This window comes from Allobaculum fili (assembly GCF_020969955.1).
Taxonomy (GTDB): Bacteria; Bacillota_I; Bacilli_A; order Erysipelotrichales; family Erysipelotrichaceae; genus Allobaculum; species Allobaculum fili.
On the sequence record NZ_JAHDSX010000017.1, the window covers coordinates 25,424 to 45,336 of the forward strand.

At 51.8% G+C, this 19,913-nt stretch carries 15 protein-coding genes, 2 pseudogenes and 1 other annotated feature (1 of these 18 cut by a window edge); of the genes and pseudogenes, 1 reads left to right on the top strand and 16 read right to left on the bottom strand.

The genetic code is table 11. The features are described 5' to 3' along the window. Nucleotides 1-52 (bottom strand) — a binding site (T-box leader); it reaches 180 nt to the left of the window's first position. Further along, nucleotides 47-589, bottom strand: coding sequence for a hypothetical protein (locus Afil_RS05475; RefSeq protein ID WP_230267562.1), 543 nt, complete (start codon nt 587-589; stop codon nt 47-49). (Overlaps the previous feature by 6 nt.) A gap of 268 nt (nt 590-857) precedes the next feature. Continuing rightward, nucleotides 858-1,136 carry a hypothetical protein gene (locus Afil_RS05480; protein WP_230267563.1) on the bottom strand — a complete coding sequence of 93 codons (279 nt, stop codon included), beginning with the start codon at nt 1,134-1,136 and terminating at the stop codon, nt 858-860. 631 nt (nt 1,137-1,767) lie between these two features. Here Afil_RS05480 and Afil_RS05485 point away from each other — a divergent pair. Then, on the top strand, nt 1,768-2,457 hold the full coding sequence (locus tag Afil_RS05485; RefSeq protein WP_230267564.1) for an alpha/beta hydrolase: 690 nt from the start codon (nt 1,768-1,770) through the stop codon (nt 2,455-2,457). A gap of 99 nt (nt 2,458-2,556) precedes the next feature. On the opposite strand, the gene Afil_RS05490 is transcribed toward Afil_RS05485, so the two are convergent. The 14 genes and pseudogenes from Afil_RS05490 to Afil_RS11365 form a co-directional block, all read right to left on the bottom strand. Continuing rightward, on the bottom strand, nt 2,557-3,333 hold the full coding sequence (locus Afil_RS05490) for a uracil-DNA glycosylase family protein (protein ID WP_230267565.1): 777 nt from the start codon (nt 3,331-3,333) through the stop codon (nt 2,557-2,559). 240 nt (nt 3,334-3,573) lie between these two features. Then, nucleotides 3,574-5,019 (bottom strand): nicotinate phosphoribosyltransferase, encoded by a 1,446-nt coding sequence (locus tag Afil_RS05495; protein ID WP_230267566.1) that lies wholly within the window; start codon nt 5,017-5,019, stop codon nt 3,574-3,576. A gap of 6 nt (nt 5,020-5,025) precedes the next feature. Continuing rightward, nucleotides 5,026-5,646 carry a cysteine hydrolase family protein gene (locus Afil_RS05500; RefSeq protein ID WP_230267567.1) on the bottom strand — a complete coding sequence of 207 codons (621 nt, stop codon included), beginning with the start codon at nt 5,644-5,646 and terminating at the stop codon, nt 5,026-5,028. Between the two features lie 324 nt (nt 5,647-5,970). Continuing rightward, nucleotides 5,971-10,980: a glycoside hydrolase family 2 TIM barrel-domain containing protein gene (locus Afil_RS05505; protein ID WP_230267568.1), complete on the bottom strand. Its 5,010-nt coding sequence runs from the start codon at nt 10,978-10,980 to the stop codon at nt 5,971-5,973. 577 nt (nt 10,981-11,557) lie between these two features. Next, nucleotides 11,558-12,586 (bottom strand): annotated as a pseudogene (recA, locus tag Afil_RS05510) (recombinase RecA); the annotation flags it as partial. Between the two features lie 306 nt (nt 12,587-12,892). Next, complete coding sequence (locus tag Afil_RS05515) at nt 12,893-13,534, bottom strand: CinA family protein (RefSeq protein ID WP_230267569.1); 642 nt, start codon at nt 13,532-13,534, stop codon at nt 12,893-12,895. A 66-nt stretch (nt 13,535-13,600) separates the two neighbouring features. Beyond that, nucleotides 13,601-14,197, bottom strand: a complete 597-nt coding sequence (pgsA, locus tag Afil_RS05520) for a CDP-diacylglycerol--glycerol-3-phosphate 3-phosphatidyltransferase (RefSeq protein ID WP_230267570.1) — start codon at nt 14,195-14,197, stop codon at nt 13,601-13,603. Between the two features lie 181 nt (nt 14,198-14,378). Further along, entirely contained in the window at nt 14,379-15,572 is a 1,194-nt protein-coding gene (locus tag Afil_RS05525; RefSeq protein ID WP_230267571.1) for a helix-turn-helix domain-containing protein, read from the bottom strand. A 334-nt stretch (nt 15,573-15,906) separates the two neighbouring features. After that, the gene (locus tag Afil_RS05530; RefSeq protein ID WP_230267572.1) at nt 15,907-16,404 is read right to left on the bottom strand and encodes a GNAT family N-acetyltransferase; all 498 of its coding nucleotides are present in this window, start codon (nt 16,402-16,404) and stop codon (nt 15,907-15,909) included. Between the two features lie 326 nt (nt 16,405-16,730). After that, nucleotides 16,731-17,354: a gamma carbonic anhydrase family protein gene (locus Afil_RS05535; protein WP_230267573.1), complete on the bottom strand. Its 624-nt coding sequence runs from the start codon at nt 17,352-17,354 to the stop codon at nt 16,731-16,733. A 344-nt stretch (nt 17,355-17,698) separates the two neighbouring features. Beyond that, nucleotides 17,699-18,268 carry a hypothetical protein gene (locus Afil_RS05540; RefSeq protein WP_439647321.1) on the bottom strand — a complete coding sequence of 190 codons (570 nt, stop codon included), beginning with the start codon at nt 18,266-18,268 and terminating at the stop codon, nt 17,699-17,701. 6 nt (nt 18,269-18,274) lie between these two features. Next, the gene (locus Afil_RS05545; RefSeq protein ID WP_230267575.1) at nt 18,275-18,574 is read right to left on the bottom strand and encodes a hypothetical protein; all 300 of its coding nucleotides are present in this window, start codon (nt 18,572-18,574) and stop codon (nt 18,275-18,277) included. Nucleotides 18,575-18,679: 105 nt separating this feature from the next. Continuing rightward, nucleotides 18,680-19,474 carry a hypothetical protein gene (locus Afil_RS05550; RefSeq protein ID WP_230267576.1) on the bottom strand — a complete coding sequence of 265 codons (795 nt, stop codon included), beginning with the start codon at nt 19,472-19,474 and terminating at the stop codon, nt 18,680-18,682. A 75-nt stretch (nt 19,475-19,549) separates the two neighbouring features. Beyond that, nucleotides 19,550-19,615 (bottom strand): annotated as a pseudogene (locus Afil_RS11365) (zinc-ribbon domain-containing protein); the annotation flags it as partial. Between the last annotated feature and the right edge of the window lie 298 nt (nt 19,616-19,913).

The following is a 19,913-nucleotide window of genomic DNA, read 5'->3' on the forward strand; positions in this document are numbered from 1 at the left end:
AGAAACTCTCTGCACCCTAGGAATGTCTTACTCTTCTCTTCTTCGCTTATTTATGCGCATACTCTATCACGCTTCTTGAAAATGGCAAAAGAAAAAACAGAATATTTTGGGAACTATGTGAATTTTTCCGGGTTCGAATGCAGTTTTTGAGCGGGTTTCTCCCTTTTTTCAAACGTCCAGGATGAATCGAAACGGCGCATTTTTGCGTCTTCTGTCCATTCTTCTTAAACAAAGTCTTAATTTTAAGGTTTCGTGTATACCCCAAAAGATACGTCTGGTTTTCTGGAGCGTATTCGTACCAGCAGACAGAATCCAGACCCCATCCAGACGGAACGGCGGATCGCATGCGTCCTCTTTTGAAATCTGGGCTATGCGTGCCTGTCTCAAATGCGCTTGCAGTTTCCCTTTTTTCGACTGTGTAAAAAAATTCTTGACTCCGCATAAAGAGGATATTAAGGCTCAATCGCGTTTCCGGAGAAGCAGCCTGCTGAGCGCCTGTCCAATCCAGGCAAAACCCCAGAATTTCTGCGTCCCCCAAACCGGCCGATGTCCATCGGCTGTCCCCTTTTCTATTTTTCTCAAACTTCATTTTTCTCTCAAAACCTGAATTTCTATTTCATATTTCTATTTCTTCTATTTCTCTTTGCACCCGTATTTCTTATCCCCCCCATCCGGTCCGCTTTGTTTTCTCAAAAGAAACGGGCATGAAAAAAGAGCCCATTGCCCATGGACTCTTTTTCGCAGCAGATTTCTTTCTGGCACAGCTTGACGATTCAACCCACGATCCTTTGCCAGAGATAAATCGAATTATGACTGGAAATGCAAAGTGCGCTGCGGCGTGTGTGAATTATGATGGATCAGTTGTATACGTGGAATTTGATCGCCGAGCAGTTGCGGGAACAAAGCCGATTGGCCTGTGCGATCGCCTCGTGGAAGACTTCCGTAAATCCCATGGAAGATTCAAAGGAATCGTCCTGGATGGAACGGTTTTCTTCTCTGAGTTCATCGAATTCCTCCTTGGATTCGCTGAGAACCTGATTCGCCCTTTCAAATTCTCCATCGCGCATCATGCGGAGGGATTTTACCATTTTCGCCCGGAGGTTTCGGCTGTTGGAATTGAGCTGGTAAAGTTTCATTCGTCTATCGTCTTTCATGGCTGCTGTGCTCCCTTTTTCTATTTCTCTCAAATGTCTAAGTTCTCTTCAGGTTTTACCTGCTGATTTCTTTGACGGTTAAAGTGTATCAGATGCCATATTTCGAGGAAAAGGCGGATACACAGGAAATTTAACCAGGGTAAAGTTTGCATTAAGAACACATTAATTAGCATTAAGTTCGTATTAAGATAGAAAATAGTCAATTAATCATCATAATCGGATAAGAAAATAATGAATAAATGCCATATATGCCGAAATTCATATTTGGCATCGATTTTCTGTCTTTCGACCCGTTTTGACAATCGAATCCACAACGGCCAAAATATGTCTATACTTTCGTTGTCTAATCTATCTCTTTTTGTCTCATTCTCCGCTTGAGAAATTTCCCTGCCCGCGTACAGAACGGTTAAAAATCGCCTGATGTTTTAGTAAATTTCGTCTTTTTCAGGCACTTTTTTCACCGTCTTTTTTTCGTCCATTTCTGACGAGAATATGGGATTTATGCGTTATCTTTCCCGCCAGTCTCTTTTTTGATGATCGTCTTGGACAGGGCGGACGGCCTTCTTCGAAAAGCGGACAGAAGCCGGATCTTTGCCCATGGTATAATTCGGCCATGAACTTACATTTCCCGTTTATTCACCGTCCGGATATTGTCGTCACCATTCACGGATTCGGGCGAAGAGTTTCTCACGAGATGGATCCGCTCAAAGCGTGGCTGGAAAAGCAGGGCTTTGAAGTCTGGACTTTTGATTACTTTGATCCGCAGGATCCAGGCGATACCCGCATGGAAGACTGGATCGGCCGCTGTGAAGAAAAACTGCGCCAGGCGATTGCGACGGGTCGTCCCGTTCACCTGCTTGGCTTTTCCATGGGCGGCGTGGTTTCTTCCTATCTGGCTTCCGTATTCAAGGTGAAGCATCTGCTGCTTTGCGCACCGGCCTATTTCCCGCTCGATTTTTATCAGGTGGAACGCGCCGCCAGAAAAGCGCTCTTTCCCTTCAGCGACGGGGATTCCGGCAGTCTGAGCCGCAATCATACCCAGACGTTTCTGAAAGTCGTCTCGACGTATCGCTATTCGATTTTGCAGGTAGACTGTCCGGTTCTCATTTTGCACGGAACGGCGGATGAGGTCATCAGCGCCAAATCTTCCGAACGCATGATTTCCCTGCTTGATCCGGCGCATACGCGTCTGCTCTATCTGTATGGAGCGAAACATCGCTTTTTGTATGACGGCACGTACGAATCGATCGTCTTTCCGATCATTCGCGATTACTTCCGCAATGAGATGACGCCTTTTCACTGATTGTTATCTCGACCGATTGACCGCTTCATTTTGAGGCGGTCTTTTTTATGCCGCCCGGCTGGATCTGCGGACTGGATTTATGCTTTCGTCTGGCCGCTGCTATTTTGGTTTGTTCTGCGTATCGTCTGTCTTTGATCCTGCCGGCTTTCTCGAGGCGGTTTTCTGCCAGCTTTCGCGTTTGGGCAGATGGTCTTTAAAGTCGGGATCGATCGGAATACTGAGCACGTCATGAATTTTCTGACGGATTTCCGGTACGACCTTTTCTTCAAATTCCGGGTGCTTCATAAACCAGCCGCGGTTTAATCCCGAGGGATGCGGCAGGACGCAGCAGGGCTTGCCTTCGTATTCGAGATGGGAAAAGACGAGCTCATCGAGCGTCTTTCCCGGAAAAATCCGGCTGGCGGCTTCTCGGCCGGCGATCAGAATCAGCTCGGCTTCCTTAAGAAGCTCAAGCTCTTTTTTCGTCCAGCGCTCGTAACATACGGCAGGCGGTTTCTTGTCGCCGGTCTTTCCCTTGCCGGGAAAGCAGTGACCCATAACAGTGAAGTAGAAGTTTTTCGGATCGTAAAACTGCTCTTCGCTCAGGTAATACCAGGACTGGCGCAGACGCTTGCCGGAAGGATCCGCGAAGGGGCGGCCGATTTCATGGACGAGACGTCCGGGCGCCTGAGAAATATGAACGATTTTCGCATGCGGGCCGCCAAAGACGACCGGGCGCGGTTCAAAACCAAACAATTGGCGGCACTGACGGCAGGCCAGAATCTGTTTCTGAAGACAGTCGATGGGCGTATCGATCCTTTCGGATTGATTGAAATCGGACGGTTTAGTTGCCGGCGTCTGGTTTTTGTCCGCCTGTAACGCTGTATCGGTTTCCATAAAACGGTACCTGCTCTTTCTGTGAATCGTGCCTGTCTTTTCGGCTCTTCTGACAGTGTAGCGCATTGAAAGCGGGATACCGCTTCCACCGCTTTAGTCATAGCGTAAATAAAGTCTGCGCAGGAAGGGGCATATGCGTTGCTTTCTGCCCCCGGTAAAGGATCCGCACAGACGGACGAAGAAACCCGGATCCGTCTGGATCCGGGCAAATGTATTTTCGATCGGAGTTCAGCGTTTCATTCAGCGCTTGGACTTGATCATGTCGAGCTTGAGGTCAATGAGCTTTTCGGAAAGGTCGACGTAGTAGATCTGCGGGTTGGTGAAGCGCTTGATCTCTTCCCAGAGCGTTTCCTGCTCTCTGGCACAGTAGTCGCGAATGCCAAGCAGGGACGGCTGGCGGTACACGAGTTCGCCGTTAATGAAAATCGGCACGAGAAGTTCGCGGATTTCGTACGTGTCCTTTTCGATGACTTTGTTTTTCCACTTGTTCATCGGATGGTAAATCGTCAGATCTTCCGATTCATCGAGCACTTCATCCGAAAGCGTCATCAGGTCGGCGACCGCTTTGCCGTCTTCCTTGTTGTAAATGCGGTACAGGTTTTTATAGCCCGGGTTGGTGATCTTCTCTTCGTTTTCCGAAATCTTGATCCGGGGTTCCATAACGCCGTTTTCTTCAATGGCCGCCAGCTTGTACACGCCGCCAAATACCGGCGAGTCCTTGGAGACGATCATGTTTTCACCGACGCCGTACGCATCGATCTTGGCCCCCTGACGGTCTACGAGCGATTCAATCAGGTATTCATCGAGCGAGTTGGAAACGACGATGGAGCAGTCCTGCATGCCTTCTTCATCGAGACGGCGGCGGATTTTCTTAGACAGATACGCCATGTCGCCGGAGTCAATGCGCACGCCTTTGAGGCGATGGCCGTTGGGTTCAAGGTATTCCTTGGCAACGCGAATAGCGTTTTCCAGACCGGAGCGCAGCGTGTTGTACGTATCGATCAGCAGCGTGCAGCTGTCCGGATACATTTTGGCATACGCCAGGAAGGCGTCGTATTCGCTGTCAAAGCTCTGCACGAAGGAATGAGCCATCGTGCCAAGGGCGGGAATGCTGAACTGCTTGCCGGCTTCCGTCGTTGCGGTTCCGGCTACGCCGGCGATATACGCCGCACGTGCGCCCTGAATGGCGGAATCGAAGTTGTGGGCACGGCGGGCTCCAAATTCCATAACCGCCTTGCCTTTGGCCGCCTGCACAATGCGTCTGGCCTTGGTGGCGATCAGCGTCTGGTGGTTGACCGCAAGAAGGAGCGCGGTTTCGAGCAGCTGGGCTTCAATCAGCGGCGCCTTGACGCGAATGAGCGGTTCGTACGGGAAGACCGGCGTTCCTTCCGGAATCGCCCAGACATCGCCCGTAAATTTCACCTGAGAAAGGTATTCGAGAAACTCTTCCGTAAACTGCCCGCGGCTGCGCAGGTAGTCGATTTCTTCCGGCGAGAAATGCAGATCCTGAATGTATTCGATGACCTGATTCAGTCCGGCGAAGATGGCAAAGCCGCCTTTTTCGGGATTGCGTCGATAAAACAGATCAAACACAACTTCTTCGTTTTTGTGCTGATTAAAGTAGACCTGGCTCATGGTGAGTTCGTAAAAATCCATGACCAGGGTCAGATTTCTTCCATCTTTCATTTTTCCTTATTCCTCTTCAACGGAACCTGCGATGAGAATTCCATTTGCGGCCATCATGGCCAGCGCGGTTTCGTTCCACTTGGCGGCATCGTGTACATCCGGGATGTGGTACGTTTCCACACAGTCTTCCGGCACGATCACGCGCATGTTTTTTCGATTGGTCTGATTGATCCAGCTCTGAAGCGGCAGGGCGAGCTGAAGTACGCAAAGATCGGTGCAGCATCCGGTCACAATCAGATCGGCGCCTTCTTCTGGAAGGCTTTCGAGCATGGAGGCAAACTGCGGGCTGGCCGCGGCGCTGATGCAGTTTTTATACAGGGTATGCGAAGCCGTTTCAAGATCCTTCAGTTCATCGATCACCATGGATTCTTCACTGCCTTCCAGACTGTGCACGGGAAACGACTGAAATTCCGCCGCATCGGGCGTATGCGAATCCCGGATGAACCAGACGGGCGCCTGAGATTCTTCAATGAGCTTTCGAATCGGTGCGGCAGCCTGCAGAATCGCCGGATCGGCCAGCGCGCCCTCACGGGCGAAGCCGTTAATCATATCGACCACAAACACAACGGGATGGTGAAGCGATTCAAGCGATACAGACGATGATTTTGAACGCTGCAGACGAGCCATACTTCAGTTTCCTTTCTTTGGCGGCCTTCTGCGTCGGTTTGAGGCACAGAAAAAGGGGACACAAAGCGGGCCGCCTGAGTTTGTGCATTATTATACTCTAAATCGTGCCGGCCAATTTCTGAGGTTTCGATCTTTTCAATTCGTGCCGTTTTCGTTACGAAATGCCTCGAAACCGGAACGGTCCGCTTTCCTGCAGCACACTGCGGCCCAATAAGAAAGGCTCCCCGCGTGCACAGTACTGTGCAAATGGGGAGCCTTTTGTATGTCCTGAATTCGAAGAAATCTTTAAAACGCTCTGGATCTCTGGATATGCGTTTGGATCGACTACTTCAGGGCGTCCAGTGCGTCTTTGCCCGGCTGAAGACGTACAGAAAGCAGAGCGTGGTTGAGCGCGAGGGCCGCGTCGTTAACCGCCTTCTGGCTTTCCTTTTTGTCCAGAGCCGTTCTGGCTTCGGGCAGAGCTGCCGTTACCGGAGCAACGGTCTTATACGCCTGGGCGTTCTGGAGCAGATCATCGGCTTCGGCGATTGCCAGTTCGAGCTGGGTCGTATCGATGGCGATGATGGAAGCCACTTTATACGTTTTGGAAACCAAACCGGAATAGTAGCCGTTTCCTTTGAGGGTTACAGTCACTTCGTTTGTTTCCGGATTGGCTTCGTAATCGAAGTAGTAGTCGCTTCCGTAATAGAGCGTTTCATTGGCGCTCACGGTGATGTCCTTGTGCAGGTCGGTCTGACCAAGAACGAACGTATCGTCGATCGTTTCCGGCCAGGTTACGCTAAAGCCTTCAAGCGCTGTCAGATTCCGTTTCGGGAATTCTGTCGCCACGCGCACTTCGGCTGCCGACATGTCCGTATTGGCTTTGCCACCGTTGGTCATGGTTTCGACACCGATGAAACGAACCGCTTTCGCGGTAACGGTATGGTCGAATTCCGCGACTTTCCAGCCGGTGGTATACGGCCATTCGCCTTCGGAAATGTCTTTCCATTCGCCGTCATCGCTTTCCTTGTACTGCACTTTGTATGTAACAACCTGACCGTTGCGTCCGCCGCTGCCGGAGCTGTTTCTTGGCAGATAGCGCAGAGCCGCGATCGTCTGCGGTTCTTCAAAGGTCAGATCGATGTGACGGTTTTCCACTTTGGAACCTTCGGAATTGTTCCAGTTGGTGTGATACCAGGTTCCGGTGCTGTTATCGAGAACGTTGGACGCCGGTCCTTCATTTGTACCGGGGTATACGCTCGTCGCAGAAGCGGTCATCGTCGTGCGATCGAGATCGTACTCATCAGTTTCCGGTTCACGTTCATACGGGGTGCGCAGTTTTACCGTCACGAGACGGGTCGCGCTGTGGTCTTCGGATTCCACGTAAAGCAGAACGCTTTCGTCATCCTGGCGAACGACGGTTACCGCCGCATTTTCGGCACCCTTCACGTCGAGGGTATCCACAAGGTACGCTACGGACTTGAGCAGGCTTGCCTGCGTAGCCGTCAGATCTTCGTCCTTGCCGTTCAGAATGAGCGTTTCGAGATCGGTTGTCGATCCGGCTTCCAGAGCGGAAGTAACGGGATACATTTCGACTTCGGAAATGCCGTGGCAAACGTGTACGTCCGCACCGCCAAGGCCCTGTCCTTCCGGTGTAGTGAAGGCAATTTTCAGAACGGTAATCGACATCGGATCGAAGGTGTACTTATATTCCTTGTAGAACGGAGCTTCATCACCCTGTTCGTCGCCGATCGTTTCGGTCGCATTGATTTCGGTCCAGGTTCCGTCTTCACCCGTTGCCGATGCGTACAGTTTTACAGCGCCGGCTGCCGGGTAAACGGCGGACCAGGTGTCCTTGATGAAGTAAATGCTCGTCTGGTTGATCAGCTGCGCGGTATCGAGGTATACCTTGATTTCCGTGTCGAGCATCTTATTCTCGCCGGTCGCGTTAGTCGCGTTGAAGTTGGTCCAGATCGTCTTGTTCGTTCCGCCCTGAGCAGACGGTGCGACATTTCCGTCCTTAATGGCGAGCAGCGTATCGGACTGCAGAGAAGCTGGAATATTCTGTTCGATCTTATAGCCAAGGTTTGGAACAACGTTGGCTCCCTGGGTCAGGGTTTCAGTTCCGACGCGAATGCTTGCGGTTACCGGGTATTCCTTGCCGAGAACATCGGCTGTACCTTCAATCGTGTACGTGCCTTCGTCAGCCCAGCCGCTTTCCGGTACGTTTTTCCAGGTGACTGGCGCCAGGAACGGCATCACATCGCCATCCTGAGACAGGAACGGGCGGGAAGAAGGCAAAGACGGTTTTTCGTTTGGTTTTACAACTGCCGAGTAGTTGGCGACAGCGCCCTGATCGGCTACGAGGTTGATGTAGTACGTGAGTTTCTGACCGTCAGCCACGCCGTTGACAACGGCCGGCTTGTCGAACGTCAGGTTATCGAGGGAGAAGTCTTCCCAGACGATTGGAACGTTTTCCTTAACGGTTCCATCCGCGTACGTCAGTTTCGCGGTGGCTGGAAGTGTCGGAACGGCGCCGCTGCGCAGGTAGCAGCCTTTCGCGTATTCGGCGCTGATCAGATCGCTGGCTTCTGGCGCCTGGGCTCCGGAAGCGTTAATGACTACGGTATCCGACGCCAGACCGTCGGCAGAAGCGGTGACGCGAATTTCGCCGTCTTCGCCGGTAGAGCGGACGATAGCCACCATCTTGCCGGAGAATGCGGCACGGTTGTCTTCGTCATACGGCTGGAAGTCAATGGAGTTTCCGTTGTCGCAGCCGACAATTTCGCCAGGGCCTTCGACGCTGAAGGAAACGCGGTCGGTCGCGTTGGCTACTTCGTTGTCTTTTGCATCCTTAATGTCGACGGTGATGTAGGAAAGGTCCTTGCCGTCGGCCTTGATTTCGGTGCGGTCGGCTTCGGCGTCGAGTTTGGCCGCATCGCCGAACGTCGTTACCTGATTGCGTCCAACGGTCTTTTCGATCTCGTTTCCGTTGACGTCATAGGCGGTCGCGGTCAGCGTGCCGTCAGCGTATGGAACGTACCAGGTGAAGTAGAGATTCATATAGTCTGCGCCTTCTTTATCCGCGCCTTCGTACGTACGCCACTTGTAGCCGTTTTCGGTTGTTTTTTCGGTGAATTCCTTCGTTCCGATTTCCCTGGTCTGACCATTGGTATCGGTGAATTCCAGTTTTACTTTGTGCGCGTTGGTGTAGACGACAACCGGAACGCCTTTGGAGTTGCCGGTGTAAACCAGATCCGACTTCCATGCCGGAAGCATATGGAGCGTCGTATCATCGTGTTTCCACATTGCACGGTAGAAATAGTAGGTGTCCTTTGGCAGACCGGCGGTGTCGATAATTCCAAAGTAGGAGTTTTTCGGAGCCGGCCAGCCATAGTTGGCATGATCGGTATTGGAAATGCCGTTCCAGGGCGTCGGTTCGCCGAGGTAGTCAAATCCGGTCCATACGTACTGACCGGCGTACCAGTCGTACTGAAGACTTCCGATCATCTCCTGGGCTGCACGATGGCCCCAGCTTACGCAGGAGTAGTCGTAGCTGGTCAGCTGACGGTCGCCATTCTTGTCGGCCTGGCTGCCGATGCGATCGTAAATGCCGCGGGAGTTTACAGAAGAAACGGTTTCGGTACCGATAAAGCGCCATTCCGGATGGTCGAGGCGGAAACGTGTCAGCAGCGCTTCGGGCAGACCGTAGTTGGAACCGATCAGACCGCCGGCGGCGTGAATGGCGTCACGCATCTGGTTGGATACGGGGGTGGCGTTGCCTAAAGTCTTGTTATCGCCTAAAACGGCTGGGCGATCGTCCATGGCCTTGATCCAGTCGAGCAGGTTCTGACAGATCGTCGGGAAGTGGAAGGTAGAGCCGTGTTCAACTTCGTTGCCGATATCCCAGATCACGACGGCCGGATCGTTGCGGTCGCGGCGTACGGATTCCTGCAGGTCATACTGCGCCCAGACTTCCGCCTGATCCGCATGCAGAAGTTCGGTGTCTTCCGGAAGCGGTTCGCTGAAGTAGCTGGCGTAATCTTCCGTGTTGCCGTTTTTGTGCTGATCCCATCCGTCAAAAATTTCTTCCATCAGGATGATGCCGTTTTCGTTGCACACATCGACAAGAACCTTGCTTGGGGTGTTGTGGGACGTACGGATGGAGTTGACGCCCATGCCTTTCAGGATTTCAACCTGACGTTCTACGGCACGATACGTGTCGACCGAACCGAGGGCGCCCTGGTCATGGTGCATGCAGACACCGTTAAGCTTCATGTCTTCGCCATTCAGCGAGAAGCCGGTATCCTTATCAAAGTTGAAATAGCGATAGCCAAATTCAGTAGAGTAGCTGTCGACTTCGTTTTCGCCTTCAAAGATTTTCGTCACAACGGTGTAAAGCTGTGATTTTTCTTCAAAGCTGTTCGTGGTATGCCAGAGTTTTGGCTTGCTGACCTGGAAGGTCTGATCCACAACCTGCGTGCTGCCGGCTTCGAGCGTTACAGCATCGCTCTTTGCGGAAGAAGCGGCCGGTTCACCGTCTTCCTGTCCTTTTTCGTACAGGAACTGCTGAACCGTTACGGTTTTCGCTTCGTTGCTGGAGTTGACGATCGTCGTCTTGACGTTGGTATCAACATCGCCGTCGTGCTGCTCTGCGAGTTTTGGCGTGGTAATCTGCGTTCCGCTGAGATCGACATGAACGTCGTCGGTTACGGTCAGATGGACGTTGCGTCCGATACCGCTTCCGGAATACCAGCGGGAGGATGGAATCTGGTGGTTGACCCGAACGCTGATGACGTTTTCGCCTCCCCAGTTGAGATACGGTGTCAGATCATAGGAGAACGGCGAATAGCCATACGGATGATCGCCGAGTTTGTGTCCGTTGATGTAGACGGTGGAATTCATGTAAATGCCGTCAAAGTCAATACGGACCTGTTTTCCCATCAGGGCATCATCCAGCGTAAAGGACTTGCGGTACCAGGCCAGACCGCCTGGCTTATAGGCGCTTTCGCCTTCCAGGTTGCGGTCGTAATCCTGAGTGATGGAATAGTCGTGCGGTACATTGACGATTTCCCAGCTGGCATCGTCAGCGAGCGGCTGCTCGGCACCGGCTGCATCGCCAAAGTGGAAGCTCCAGCTTTCGTTGAAGTTCAGACTTCTCTTCGATGCATCCTGGGCGCTGACGGTCTGCACGGGATGTGTGTAGGATGGGGTATCCAGCTGTCCGGACTGGGTCCCGGTCTTCGCATCTTCCACGGCTGCCACCGGCAGGGCGAAGGAAGGAACGGAAGACACAACCATGGCTGCCGTTAAAATCGCGGAACCGAAAGCAAGCCTTGCTTTATTTTTTCTCATTTATGTTTCCTTTCTAGAAAAACTGATTCGCAGAAGAGCGGTCATGACGTGTAAAGCTGCCCGAATATGCCACTGCCGTCGTCTGCGATGAAACCCGTTACATTAAAAGTTTACAAAAATACCGGAGGAAACTGAATAGAATGCTTGTATCCGTGCAAATCCATTCCCAATTCCCACACACTTTTCAGTCGTTTTTAATCCGTTTTTTCAGACTGCAGCGGCGAGGCGCGCACGCAAAAAAGCTCTGTCTTCTGCAGGAATCATCCTTGCAGAAGGCAGAGCCGTATTCATGGAGTTTTGTACAGGATTTTAATCGTTTCTCTAGGTGAACTCTGCGAAAAACGGATTATTCGCGGATTTCGCCGGTTTCAAGATCGAAGTCCACGAAGTTTCCGTCGAGATCATCGTCGAAGTCTTCGTCATCGTCTTCAAAATCGCCCTCAGCCAGATCGAATTCGTCCTCTGCGTCGTCCTCATCGGCTTTCACATCGGCCTTTTTCGTCTTGTTTTTTTTGTCGGTTTCCTTTTTCTGATCGTCCTTGTCGATATCGTCCGAAAGGGTTGTGCCGCGCATGATTTCCTGAACCTTCTTAACGATTTCTTCGTACAGTTCCGGGTTCTTTTTCAGGAATGCCTTGGCCGCTTCCTTGCCCTGGCCGATCTTTTCGCCCTGATAGGAATACCAGGAACCGGACTTCTTAATGACATCGTATTCGGAAGCCAGATCGATCAGCTCGGAAATGGCCGAGAGGCCTTCACCGTAAATGATTTCCAGCTGGCACGTACGGAACGGAGGGGCCACCTTGTTTTTAACGACACGGATGTTGACTTTGTTACCGATGGATTCGCCGTTGGCCTTGATCGTTTCGCTCTTGCGGATATCGATACGTACCGAAGCGTAGAACTTCAGCGCCACGCCGCCCGGGGTCGTTTCCGGGTTGCCGTACATGCTGCCGACTTTCATACGCAGCTGGTTGATGAAAATCGCCGTGCAGTCGTACTGGTTCATGATACCGGCGATTTTACGCATCGCCTTGGACATCATTCGCGCCTGCGCGCCGACCTGCAGCTCGTTCATTTCGCCGTCCAGTTCGGTCTGCGGAACGAGAGCCGCAACGGAGTCGACAACGACCAGATCCACGGCGCCGCTTTCAATCAGCATCATCATGATGTTCAGACCCTGTTCACCGGAATCCGGCTGGGAGAGAATGAGCTCATCGATGTTGACGCCCAGATGCTTAGCGTAAACCGGGTCGATCGCGTTTTCGGCATCGATAAACGCCGCGCGTCCGCCTTTTTTCTGCACTTCCGCAATCGCGTGCAGCGCGAGGGTCGTTTTACCCGAAGACTCTGGACCGTAAATTTCAATAATACGGCCTTTTGGATAGCCGCCGATGCCCAGCGCCTGGTCGAGCAGCAGCGAGCCGGATGGAATCGGTTCAACGTCGACGCTCGAGCGATCGCCCAGCTTCATGATCGAACCTTTTCCGTATTCTTTCTCAATCGCCTTGACGACATCGCCTAAAAGTTCGTCTTTCGATTTATTCTTGATTTTTTCCGATCGCTTCTGCGCGATCGTTTTTACAGATGCTTTTTTTACAGCCATAAAATTCTCCTTTCCCTGTTTTCTTGATCGGGGATGCAGAAGATTCTGAATCCCAAGGATAATTGCCGTTTTCCAGACTTGCCTCTGGAAAAAGGGATTCTTCTTTTCAGTATACGCAGACAAGCGCGATTCTTCGTATTCTTTTTGAATCGCGCCGCTTATCTAAAATCTCTTTCGATTTGCGTAAAGTGCTTATTTGTTGCGTAAATTGAATCAATTTCGCGCATATCACTCTGATATTATACGCATTTTTTACTCATTATGCACCAAAAAAGCGGCTTTTCAGCCGCTTGGGAACGTGTTTTTTCAGGCCTGCTCATCCTGCTTTTGTGCGGCCCCATCGAGAAGATCGTCTTCCATCATCTGACGCAGCGTAATCAGCATGGACCGTACAGCCAGCTTGCGCATACCGTTTCGCTCCCTTTGAAGATGGGCCTTGAAGACAACGGTTTTTCCTGGACCGCTCAGCCCGCAGTAAATGAGTCCGGCCGGTTTGCCTTCCATCGCGTCCGGTCCGGCGTTGCCGGTAAAGGACACGCAGTAGTCAGCCTGCAGTTTCTGACGGGTATGGTAAGCCATCGCCGCCGCGCACGGGGCGCTTACAACGCCGAACTCTTCGATCAGCGCCGGGCTTACATCGGCAAGAAGCGTTTTGAGCGGAGTCTGGTACGTGACCAGTCCGCCGCGAAGAACCCTGGAGGCGCCGGGAACGCTGCCGATGGTAGCGCAGAACAGACCGGCTGTGAAGCTTTCGCAGGAACATACCGTCTGCGAAAAGGCGCTGGCACATTCTACGAGCGCTCTGGCCGCATCGAACAGATCGTCATCCGAAATCAGGCCGTCGTCCTGCAGAGGCTCGATCGTCAGCTGATCGATTTCTTCGTACGCTTCATCGGACAGACCACCGTGACTTTGAATAGCTTTTTCTTCACTTTGTGTTGCATTCATATCTAACTCTCCTTCTTCCTCTTTCATCTTTGACGATTCCCGGGAAAAAGAGAAATCAGATGCGCTCTACATTGACTCCATGACGTATTTGCGCAGTTTTACAAAATAAATCCATCCGGAATACAGCGAAACCAGCGCCGCCGCCCACAGGGTAATCTGTGCCAGCGGGAAGTGCAGATAAACAAACGGCCAGTTGCCCATAAGCAGAAGAATGATGGAGATCATCTGCAGAACGGTTTTCAGCTTGCCCGGGAACCCTGCGGAAACGACTTTGCCTTTGGAGGCCGCGCTCAGGCGCAGACCGTCGACAACGAGGTCGCGGCTGATCATCAGCAGAACCGGAAGCACGGCTGCCGAATGGGTGTAAACGAGCAGGATGAGGGTGCTGTTGACGAGCATCTTGTCCGCGATCGGATCAAGGAACTTGCCAAACGAGGTAATCAGATGACGCGAACGGGCGATTTTGCCATCGAGCAGATCGGTAATCGAGGCGGCCGCAAAAAGCAGCAGCGCAAGCAGATTGCGCAGACCGAATCCGGCTTCCTTGGACATGAGCAGCCAGTCGGCTGGAATGCAAAGATAGACGATCCACAGAACCGGGACCATGACCATGCGAAGCACAGTCAGTTTATTGGGCAGATTAAGCTGCTTCCAGAAATTCATTTCATTTCTCCTTCTTCAGACTTCAAAATTTCGGCTGCACAAACCCAGGGCAAAGACGAACACGCGCCCGTCCCCCAGACAGCCAGAAAGGATCGAACAGCCCGCCATGAGGCGGCATTCGATCCTTTTCAGTATAAAGCCATATTCGTATTTCCTGTACAAATCCTGTGTTTCCAAACCTTTACTGCAAATACTGCAAAGCTTCGGCACCATCCGTATCCCCGTAGATCTCCGTGCGGTCACCGTACACATTGGGATCGTAGGCGTTTGGATCGGTGTAGTAGCCGTTTTCGTTAATCGGGGCATCGTAGGCATCCTCGACGTATGGCGTATTGAGATCCTGACCGGCTGGATCGGTAAGCGGCTGGCTTTCCGGTACCGTTTCGTCGCTGCTTTGCGTGGAATCGGCTGGTTCCGGCGTTCCGGAGAAGATCAGATCGAGATCAATGCGGTTTCCTCCGGACTGGGAGTACAGCGTATAGTCGGCTGGAATTTCACTGCCGTCAATGCGCAGCCAGTTATAAACCGACGGACCGGAGAAGACGACGGACAGCGTGCCGCTCTGTCCCGCCTGCAGGGTGTACGTATATTCCCCGCTGACGACCTGAGAAAAGGCGGGCGCGCCGTTCCACGTAATGGTCACGGTCTGGCTGCCGACCGCGTAAAACTGTACTTGCACTTGCGGCTGGGAGGACAGAAAGCCTTCAACGCGGTAAGTGTTTTCGGATTCGAGCGAGCTGATGCGAAGCGTCGGCTTTTCACTTTCCGGCTGCGCATCCGAGCTGCGCTTGGACTGCAGATCCTGCGCAAGGCGCTGGGTTTCTTCTTCCTTGGCCAGCCGCTCTTCTTCCATCTGCTTTGCACGCGCGGCATAGGCTTTTTGCGCGACGGAATTCTGATAGGCGCTTAAGGCGAACAGTCCGGCTACGGCAGCCACGATCAGAAGAATCATGCCTTTGGAAATTTTCTTGCCGCCCCAGCTGAGCTTTCGCGAGAGCGATCCGGCGCTGCGTTCGAGAAACGATTTCTTGCGGCGGCGTTTTCCCTTGCGCACCGTAGCTTTAGTCGATTTGGCCTGCGGCATCGTTTCGATCATCTGGATCTGGGCCTGATAAAGCGCCTGATCGCGCGCCTGGGCATAGCGGGAAACGTCTTCATCGACTTCCTTGCGGATCATGTCCCAGTTGACACCGATCGCATCGCAGTACGCATGAATAAAATAGCGGACATACGAAAAGTCATCTGAAAACAGATCCAGATTGTGTTCTTCAATCGCGCGGATAAATTCGGGCTTCAGCCGCGTCTGTGCCGATACGTTTTCAATGGACAGGTGCAGGCTTTCCCGTCGATGTTTCAGTGTCTGATAATAGGGCATAGCTCCTCCCTCGGTTCTCAATTATAGCAAAACACCTTCCATGATCCGATCGGGATTGGCTGTGGCAGTATGTGAAGTTGTCAATATATTTTGGGACGCCACCTAAAGATAAAGCGTTTTTGGCCTATATCCCATTTTTTAGAAGACCCAAAGGAGCGGAATTTCTCCGTTTTTCTGTCCCGTTTGCACGCCGTTTTAACGCGCAGTCCACACGATGCAGCGCCAGGTTCTTCGCCCGGCGCTTCGTTTCTTCTCTTTTCTTTTTAAGATGTTCTGCTTTTTTCGCGTCGTTGCAAAGCCAATAAAAAAGCATCTCTGCGGATGCTTTGATGGTTTATTCACGATTTTCGAGATCCATTTTCATGATATTCCAGGTTTCGCCGCCGTGGGTGGATTTCGAGCGTCCCTGGTTCTGGAACCCGAGTTTTTCATAAAAAGGAAGGTATTTGTCCTTGCAAAGCAGGATGATTCCCTTGCGTGAGTCTTCGATGCAGTCCTTGATGACTTCCTTCATCAGGATCGAGGCGTAGCCGCGGCCGGTAAATTCCGGACTGGTGGCTACGGAGAAAATGAGCTGATAGCTGCCGTCTTCGTCGTGAAGTACCGCTTTCTCATACATTTCATCTTCCAGATCCGGTTTGTCGGATACCATGCCGTTCACCATGCTCACCAGCTGACCGTCACGTTCGAGCAGCCAGAAATGGTTGGGAAATACATTCAGTCTTTCCTTGAGCGCCTCATAGCCTGCGGCTTCCGCTTGCGGATAGCACTCTTTTTCCAGGCTGTAAATCCGATCCAGATCATCCGGACGGGCACTTCGAATTTCAAGCATTCTAATTTCCTCCAGTTTGCATCAGATTCCGTCGCCGCATCAGGCGGCTCTGCACCTTTTTCTGGAATCGACTCTTTTCCCATCCCATTTTTTGGGCCGAGAGATCTTCTCCAGAAACGTACAGTCGCAAAACGGATCCTTCGTGTACAGAAAACTTATCCCTTTACGGTGATATGCGCTGATTATACCAAAGCGAATAAGCGAACTTGCCCTGTCCCGCGCAAGATTTGTACTTTTTGGACTTCGGCGTTTGTTTTTTGTGCAATTCTTTACGGATTTCTTTTCGGCCTCCTATGGCGTTCTGGAATTTTTTTGCCGTCTGGCCGCTAGTTTTTATCTGCAGAACGTTTCTGGGGTTCTGCGGTCCGGCCAGCCTGCTTTTTTACATGTGCCAGCTCGACGTAGTGATGGGCCGAAAAAATCCCGTTTTCAATCTCCTGACTGCTGAGCTGGCGTACTTTTCGAGCCGGAATGCCAAGATAGAGCGTTCCCGGTTCGACTTTCTTGCCTTCGCCGACCAGCGCGCCGGCACCGACAATTGCGCCTCTTCCGATTACAGATCCATTGAGTAAAATGGCCCCCATGCCGATCAGCGCGCCGTCTTCGATCGTGGCGCCGTGAATAATCGCCCGATGCCCGACGGTAACATCCTGCCCGATCACAATGGGATAGCCTGCATCGGTATGAAGAACGCATCCGTCCTGAATATTGGAACGGTCGCCGATCGTAATCGGTTCGCTTTCGGTACGAATGACCGCATGCGGCCATACCGAAACGTCAGCGCCAAAGCGCACATCGCCGTCAATCACCGCAAAATCGCCGCGATAAAACGGCTCCTTTTCAAACGCCGTAGGCTTTTCTTTCGCGCTTTTCTCCAGAAGGGATCCCTCCGTCTTCCATTGTGACCCGTCGTTTTCCGTCTGGAAATATTCAGTATGTTCTTTGTGCATAGTTATCCTCCGCTTCTTTTTTGGCTTTGGCCCTGGGCTTTCGTCCGGTTCTTTTCTGCATCCATATTAGATGGATCCGCAGGCTCCTGCGCAGATATTGATTGATTTCCCATTTTCAGCAGAATTTGACACCGCCCGGCAGACGCAGCATTGCGAAACGTCTGCTTCCATAGGCAAAAATCCGCGGAAAAGCCGGGATGGCTTCGTTTGAAGCGCTCCCGGCTTTCTTTCCATTTCATTCATGCAAATTCATTCATCTGTGCAGACCGGCGGCTCATCCCTGAAATCGGGTCATCCTGAAAAGAGTTCTGCATCGGTTTTTCGACTCGCTTTACCCGAATACTTTATTCGGATACGGAAGGCGCCAGGCAGTACCAGGCCACGCCTTCTCTTGTCCAGCCGTTTTCTTCCAGGCGGTTCAGCTCATCGTTTTCGGGAGAGTACGTACGGAAACCGGAAGCGGCATTGTACAGGCGATAGACCGGTTCGCCCTGCGCATACGATTTTCCAAAGCTCTCCTCTTCTGTCCAGCCTTCGTTTACGAGCTGTTCGATCTCAGCGGCATTGACGGAGTAGAAGATATCTCCCGTTTCCGGGTTTCTGGCCGTATAAATATCGGAATACGAAGATTCATCGTCCCGAATATTTTGCGATGGGGCGTTCAGACAGACGGCTCCAGCCAGAGTCCAGCCGGGATAATCGGATTCCTGCGGCGCGCTGGCAGAGCATGTGAAGATGTGCTGGCCGCTTTGCGGATTTTCAAAGTGGTAAACCGGTTCGCCGACAATCACATTCAGTACGGGAGCAATCGCAATGGCCTCCAGATTCTTTCCCGGATTTGCCTTTTCCAGGCGCTCCAGAGAATCTTTTGTGTATTCGAAGGAAATGGCAAGCGAACCTGTGCCAGGCTGAATGGCTTTCTACGTATTGTCGGCATTCACTTTAAGAAGCTCCGGATCCGATTCCAGATGGTAATCGGCTTCCATGTCAACGCCGTCGATGTCATCGATGCGAATCTGGAATACCCCGGTCATTCCAGGAGAGAGTTTCTGGTACATTTCCGGGTTTGTTACTTCAAAACGGGTCGGGCTGACATCAACCGTCGAATCCGGATTTTCGGATATCTTTTCCGTCGACTTAGCACATCCGCCAAGTCCCAGGACGGACAGCCCGAATGCGGTACTCATAAAAACGAGGGCGAAGCTTTTTCTGTGGTTCATAAGAATCCTCCTCATTTCTTAAAGGACATGACATGGAAAAAAGCTTTTGTTCGGATCCAAATCAAGAGAGGCAAAAGGCCCGGTTCTCCTGCCGTCTTTGATCCGTTATAAATCCAGGCCGGCCAGAATGGAATTGAGCTTCTGGTAGGCGCTCTGGACCAGTTCGTTCGGGCTGGATGAAGAACTGGATTCTTCGTTCAGGTTTGTGATGGAAATACTGGTCAGCCAGCTGTTTTCGCAGTCGACGATATTTCCAGAAACCGTGCGGGCGCTTGGCGCCGCCTTGCCGGAAGCCGTAGTTCCCGCTGGATTGAAACTGTAGTAGTAAAGCGTGTCGCGGCCGCCAATGCTGGAATAGAGCGCGCTGTCGGACGTTTCCAGCAGCTCGGTTTTCGTAGTGGGCGGCAGTTCGGTCTGTGTGCACGAAACGGAAATCAGCTTTCCATCCGGCGTTTCGCCTTCCACCACAAGAATATGGCCTTCATCGGCAACGGAAACCCGTGCATCTTCCTTTAAGCCAAGCGAGAGCCTCAGCTCGCTTCCCGGCAGCGTCAGAATGCCGGTCTGTTTGTCATAGCGCGTCAGCAGCTTTTTGGCGCTGTCACTGAGCTCACCGCTAGCATAGGCGTTTGCCTTATCCCGGATTTGCGGCGAAATTTCCTGCTGAAGATCCGAATCGGCTGCCTCATCCTCGAGGGAATCGATATCCGCTTCGTTTTCCTGCACTTTGGCCGCCTCTTCGGCGGATTCGGCGTACGCCTGGTCTTCATTTTCGCCATAGACGGCTTCTTCATTTTCTTCTAAAACGGCTGTGGCGATATCCGAAACCGGCGTGCTGCTGCTTCCGAAAAAGAGCGGCTTGAAAAAGCCCATAAGGGCTGCCAGCAGGCCAAAGGCCATGAGGAGAATCAATGCGTTAAAAAGGGTGGTACGAATACGGGCACCCCTGGTATTTTTCGACTTTCTGGGCAACGGGGCTCCGCAATGAATGCATCTGCGTTCGCTTGCCGGATTGTTCCGGCCACAATTTGGACATCTCATAGCATCACCTCAACTGTATATTACTGATGAATCTGGGCTTTTTTCTGTCTCGATTCTTAACCTTTTGTAAAAATCGATTCCCGTTTGTACAGACAAGCAGAGGCTGATACAGAGTGTTTTTCGAAAAAAGGAAAAGACAAAAACGGCTTTAGCTATCCAGTTTTATTCAATTAGAACTTTCCCAATGAGCTTAACTATACAAATCGCTCGTTTTTGAAATTTCATCCCATCAGAGAGCCTTTTTCCGAGGCTCTCTTTTTAATTTTCCCCTGGCTCAATGACCATAACTACGATTAAC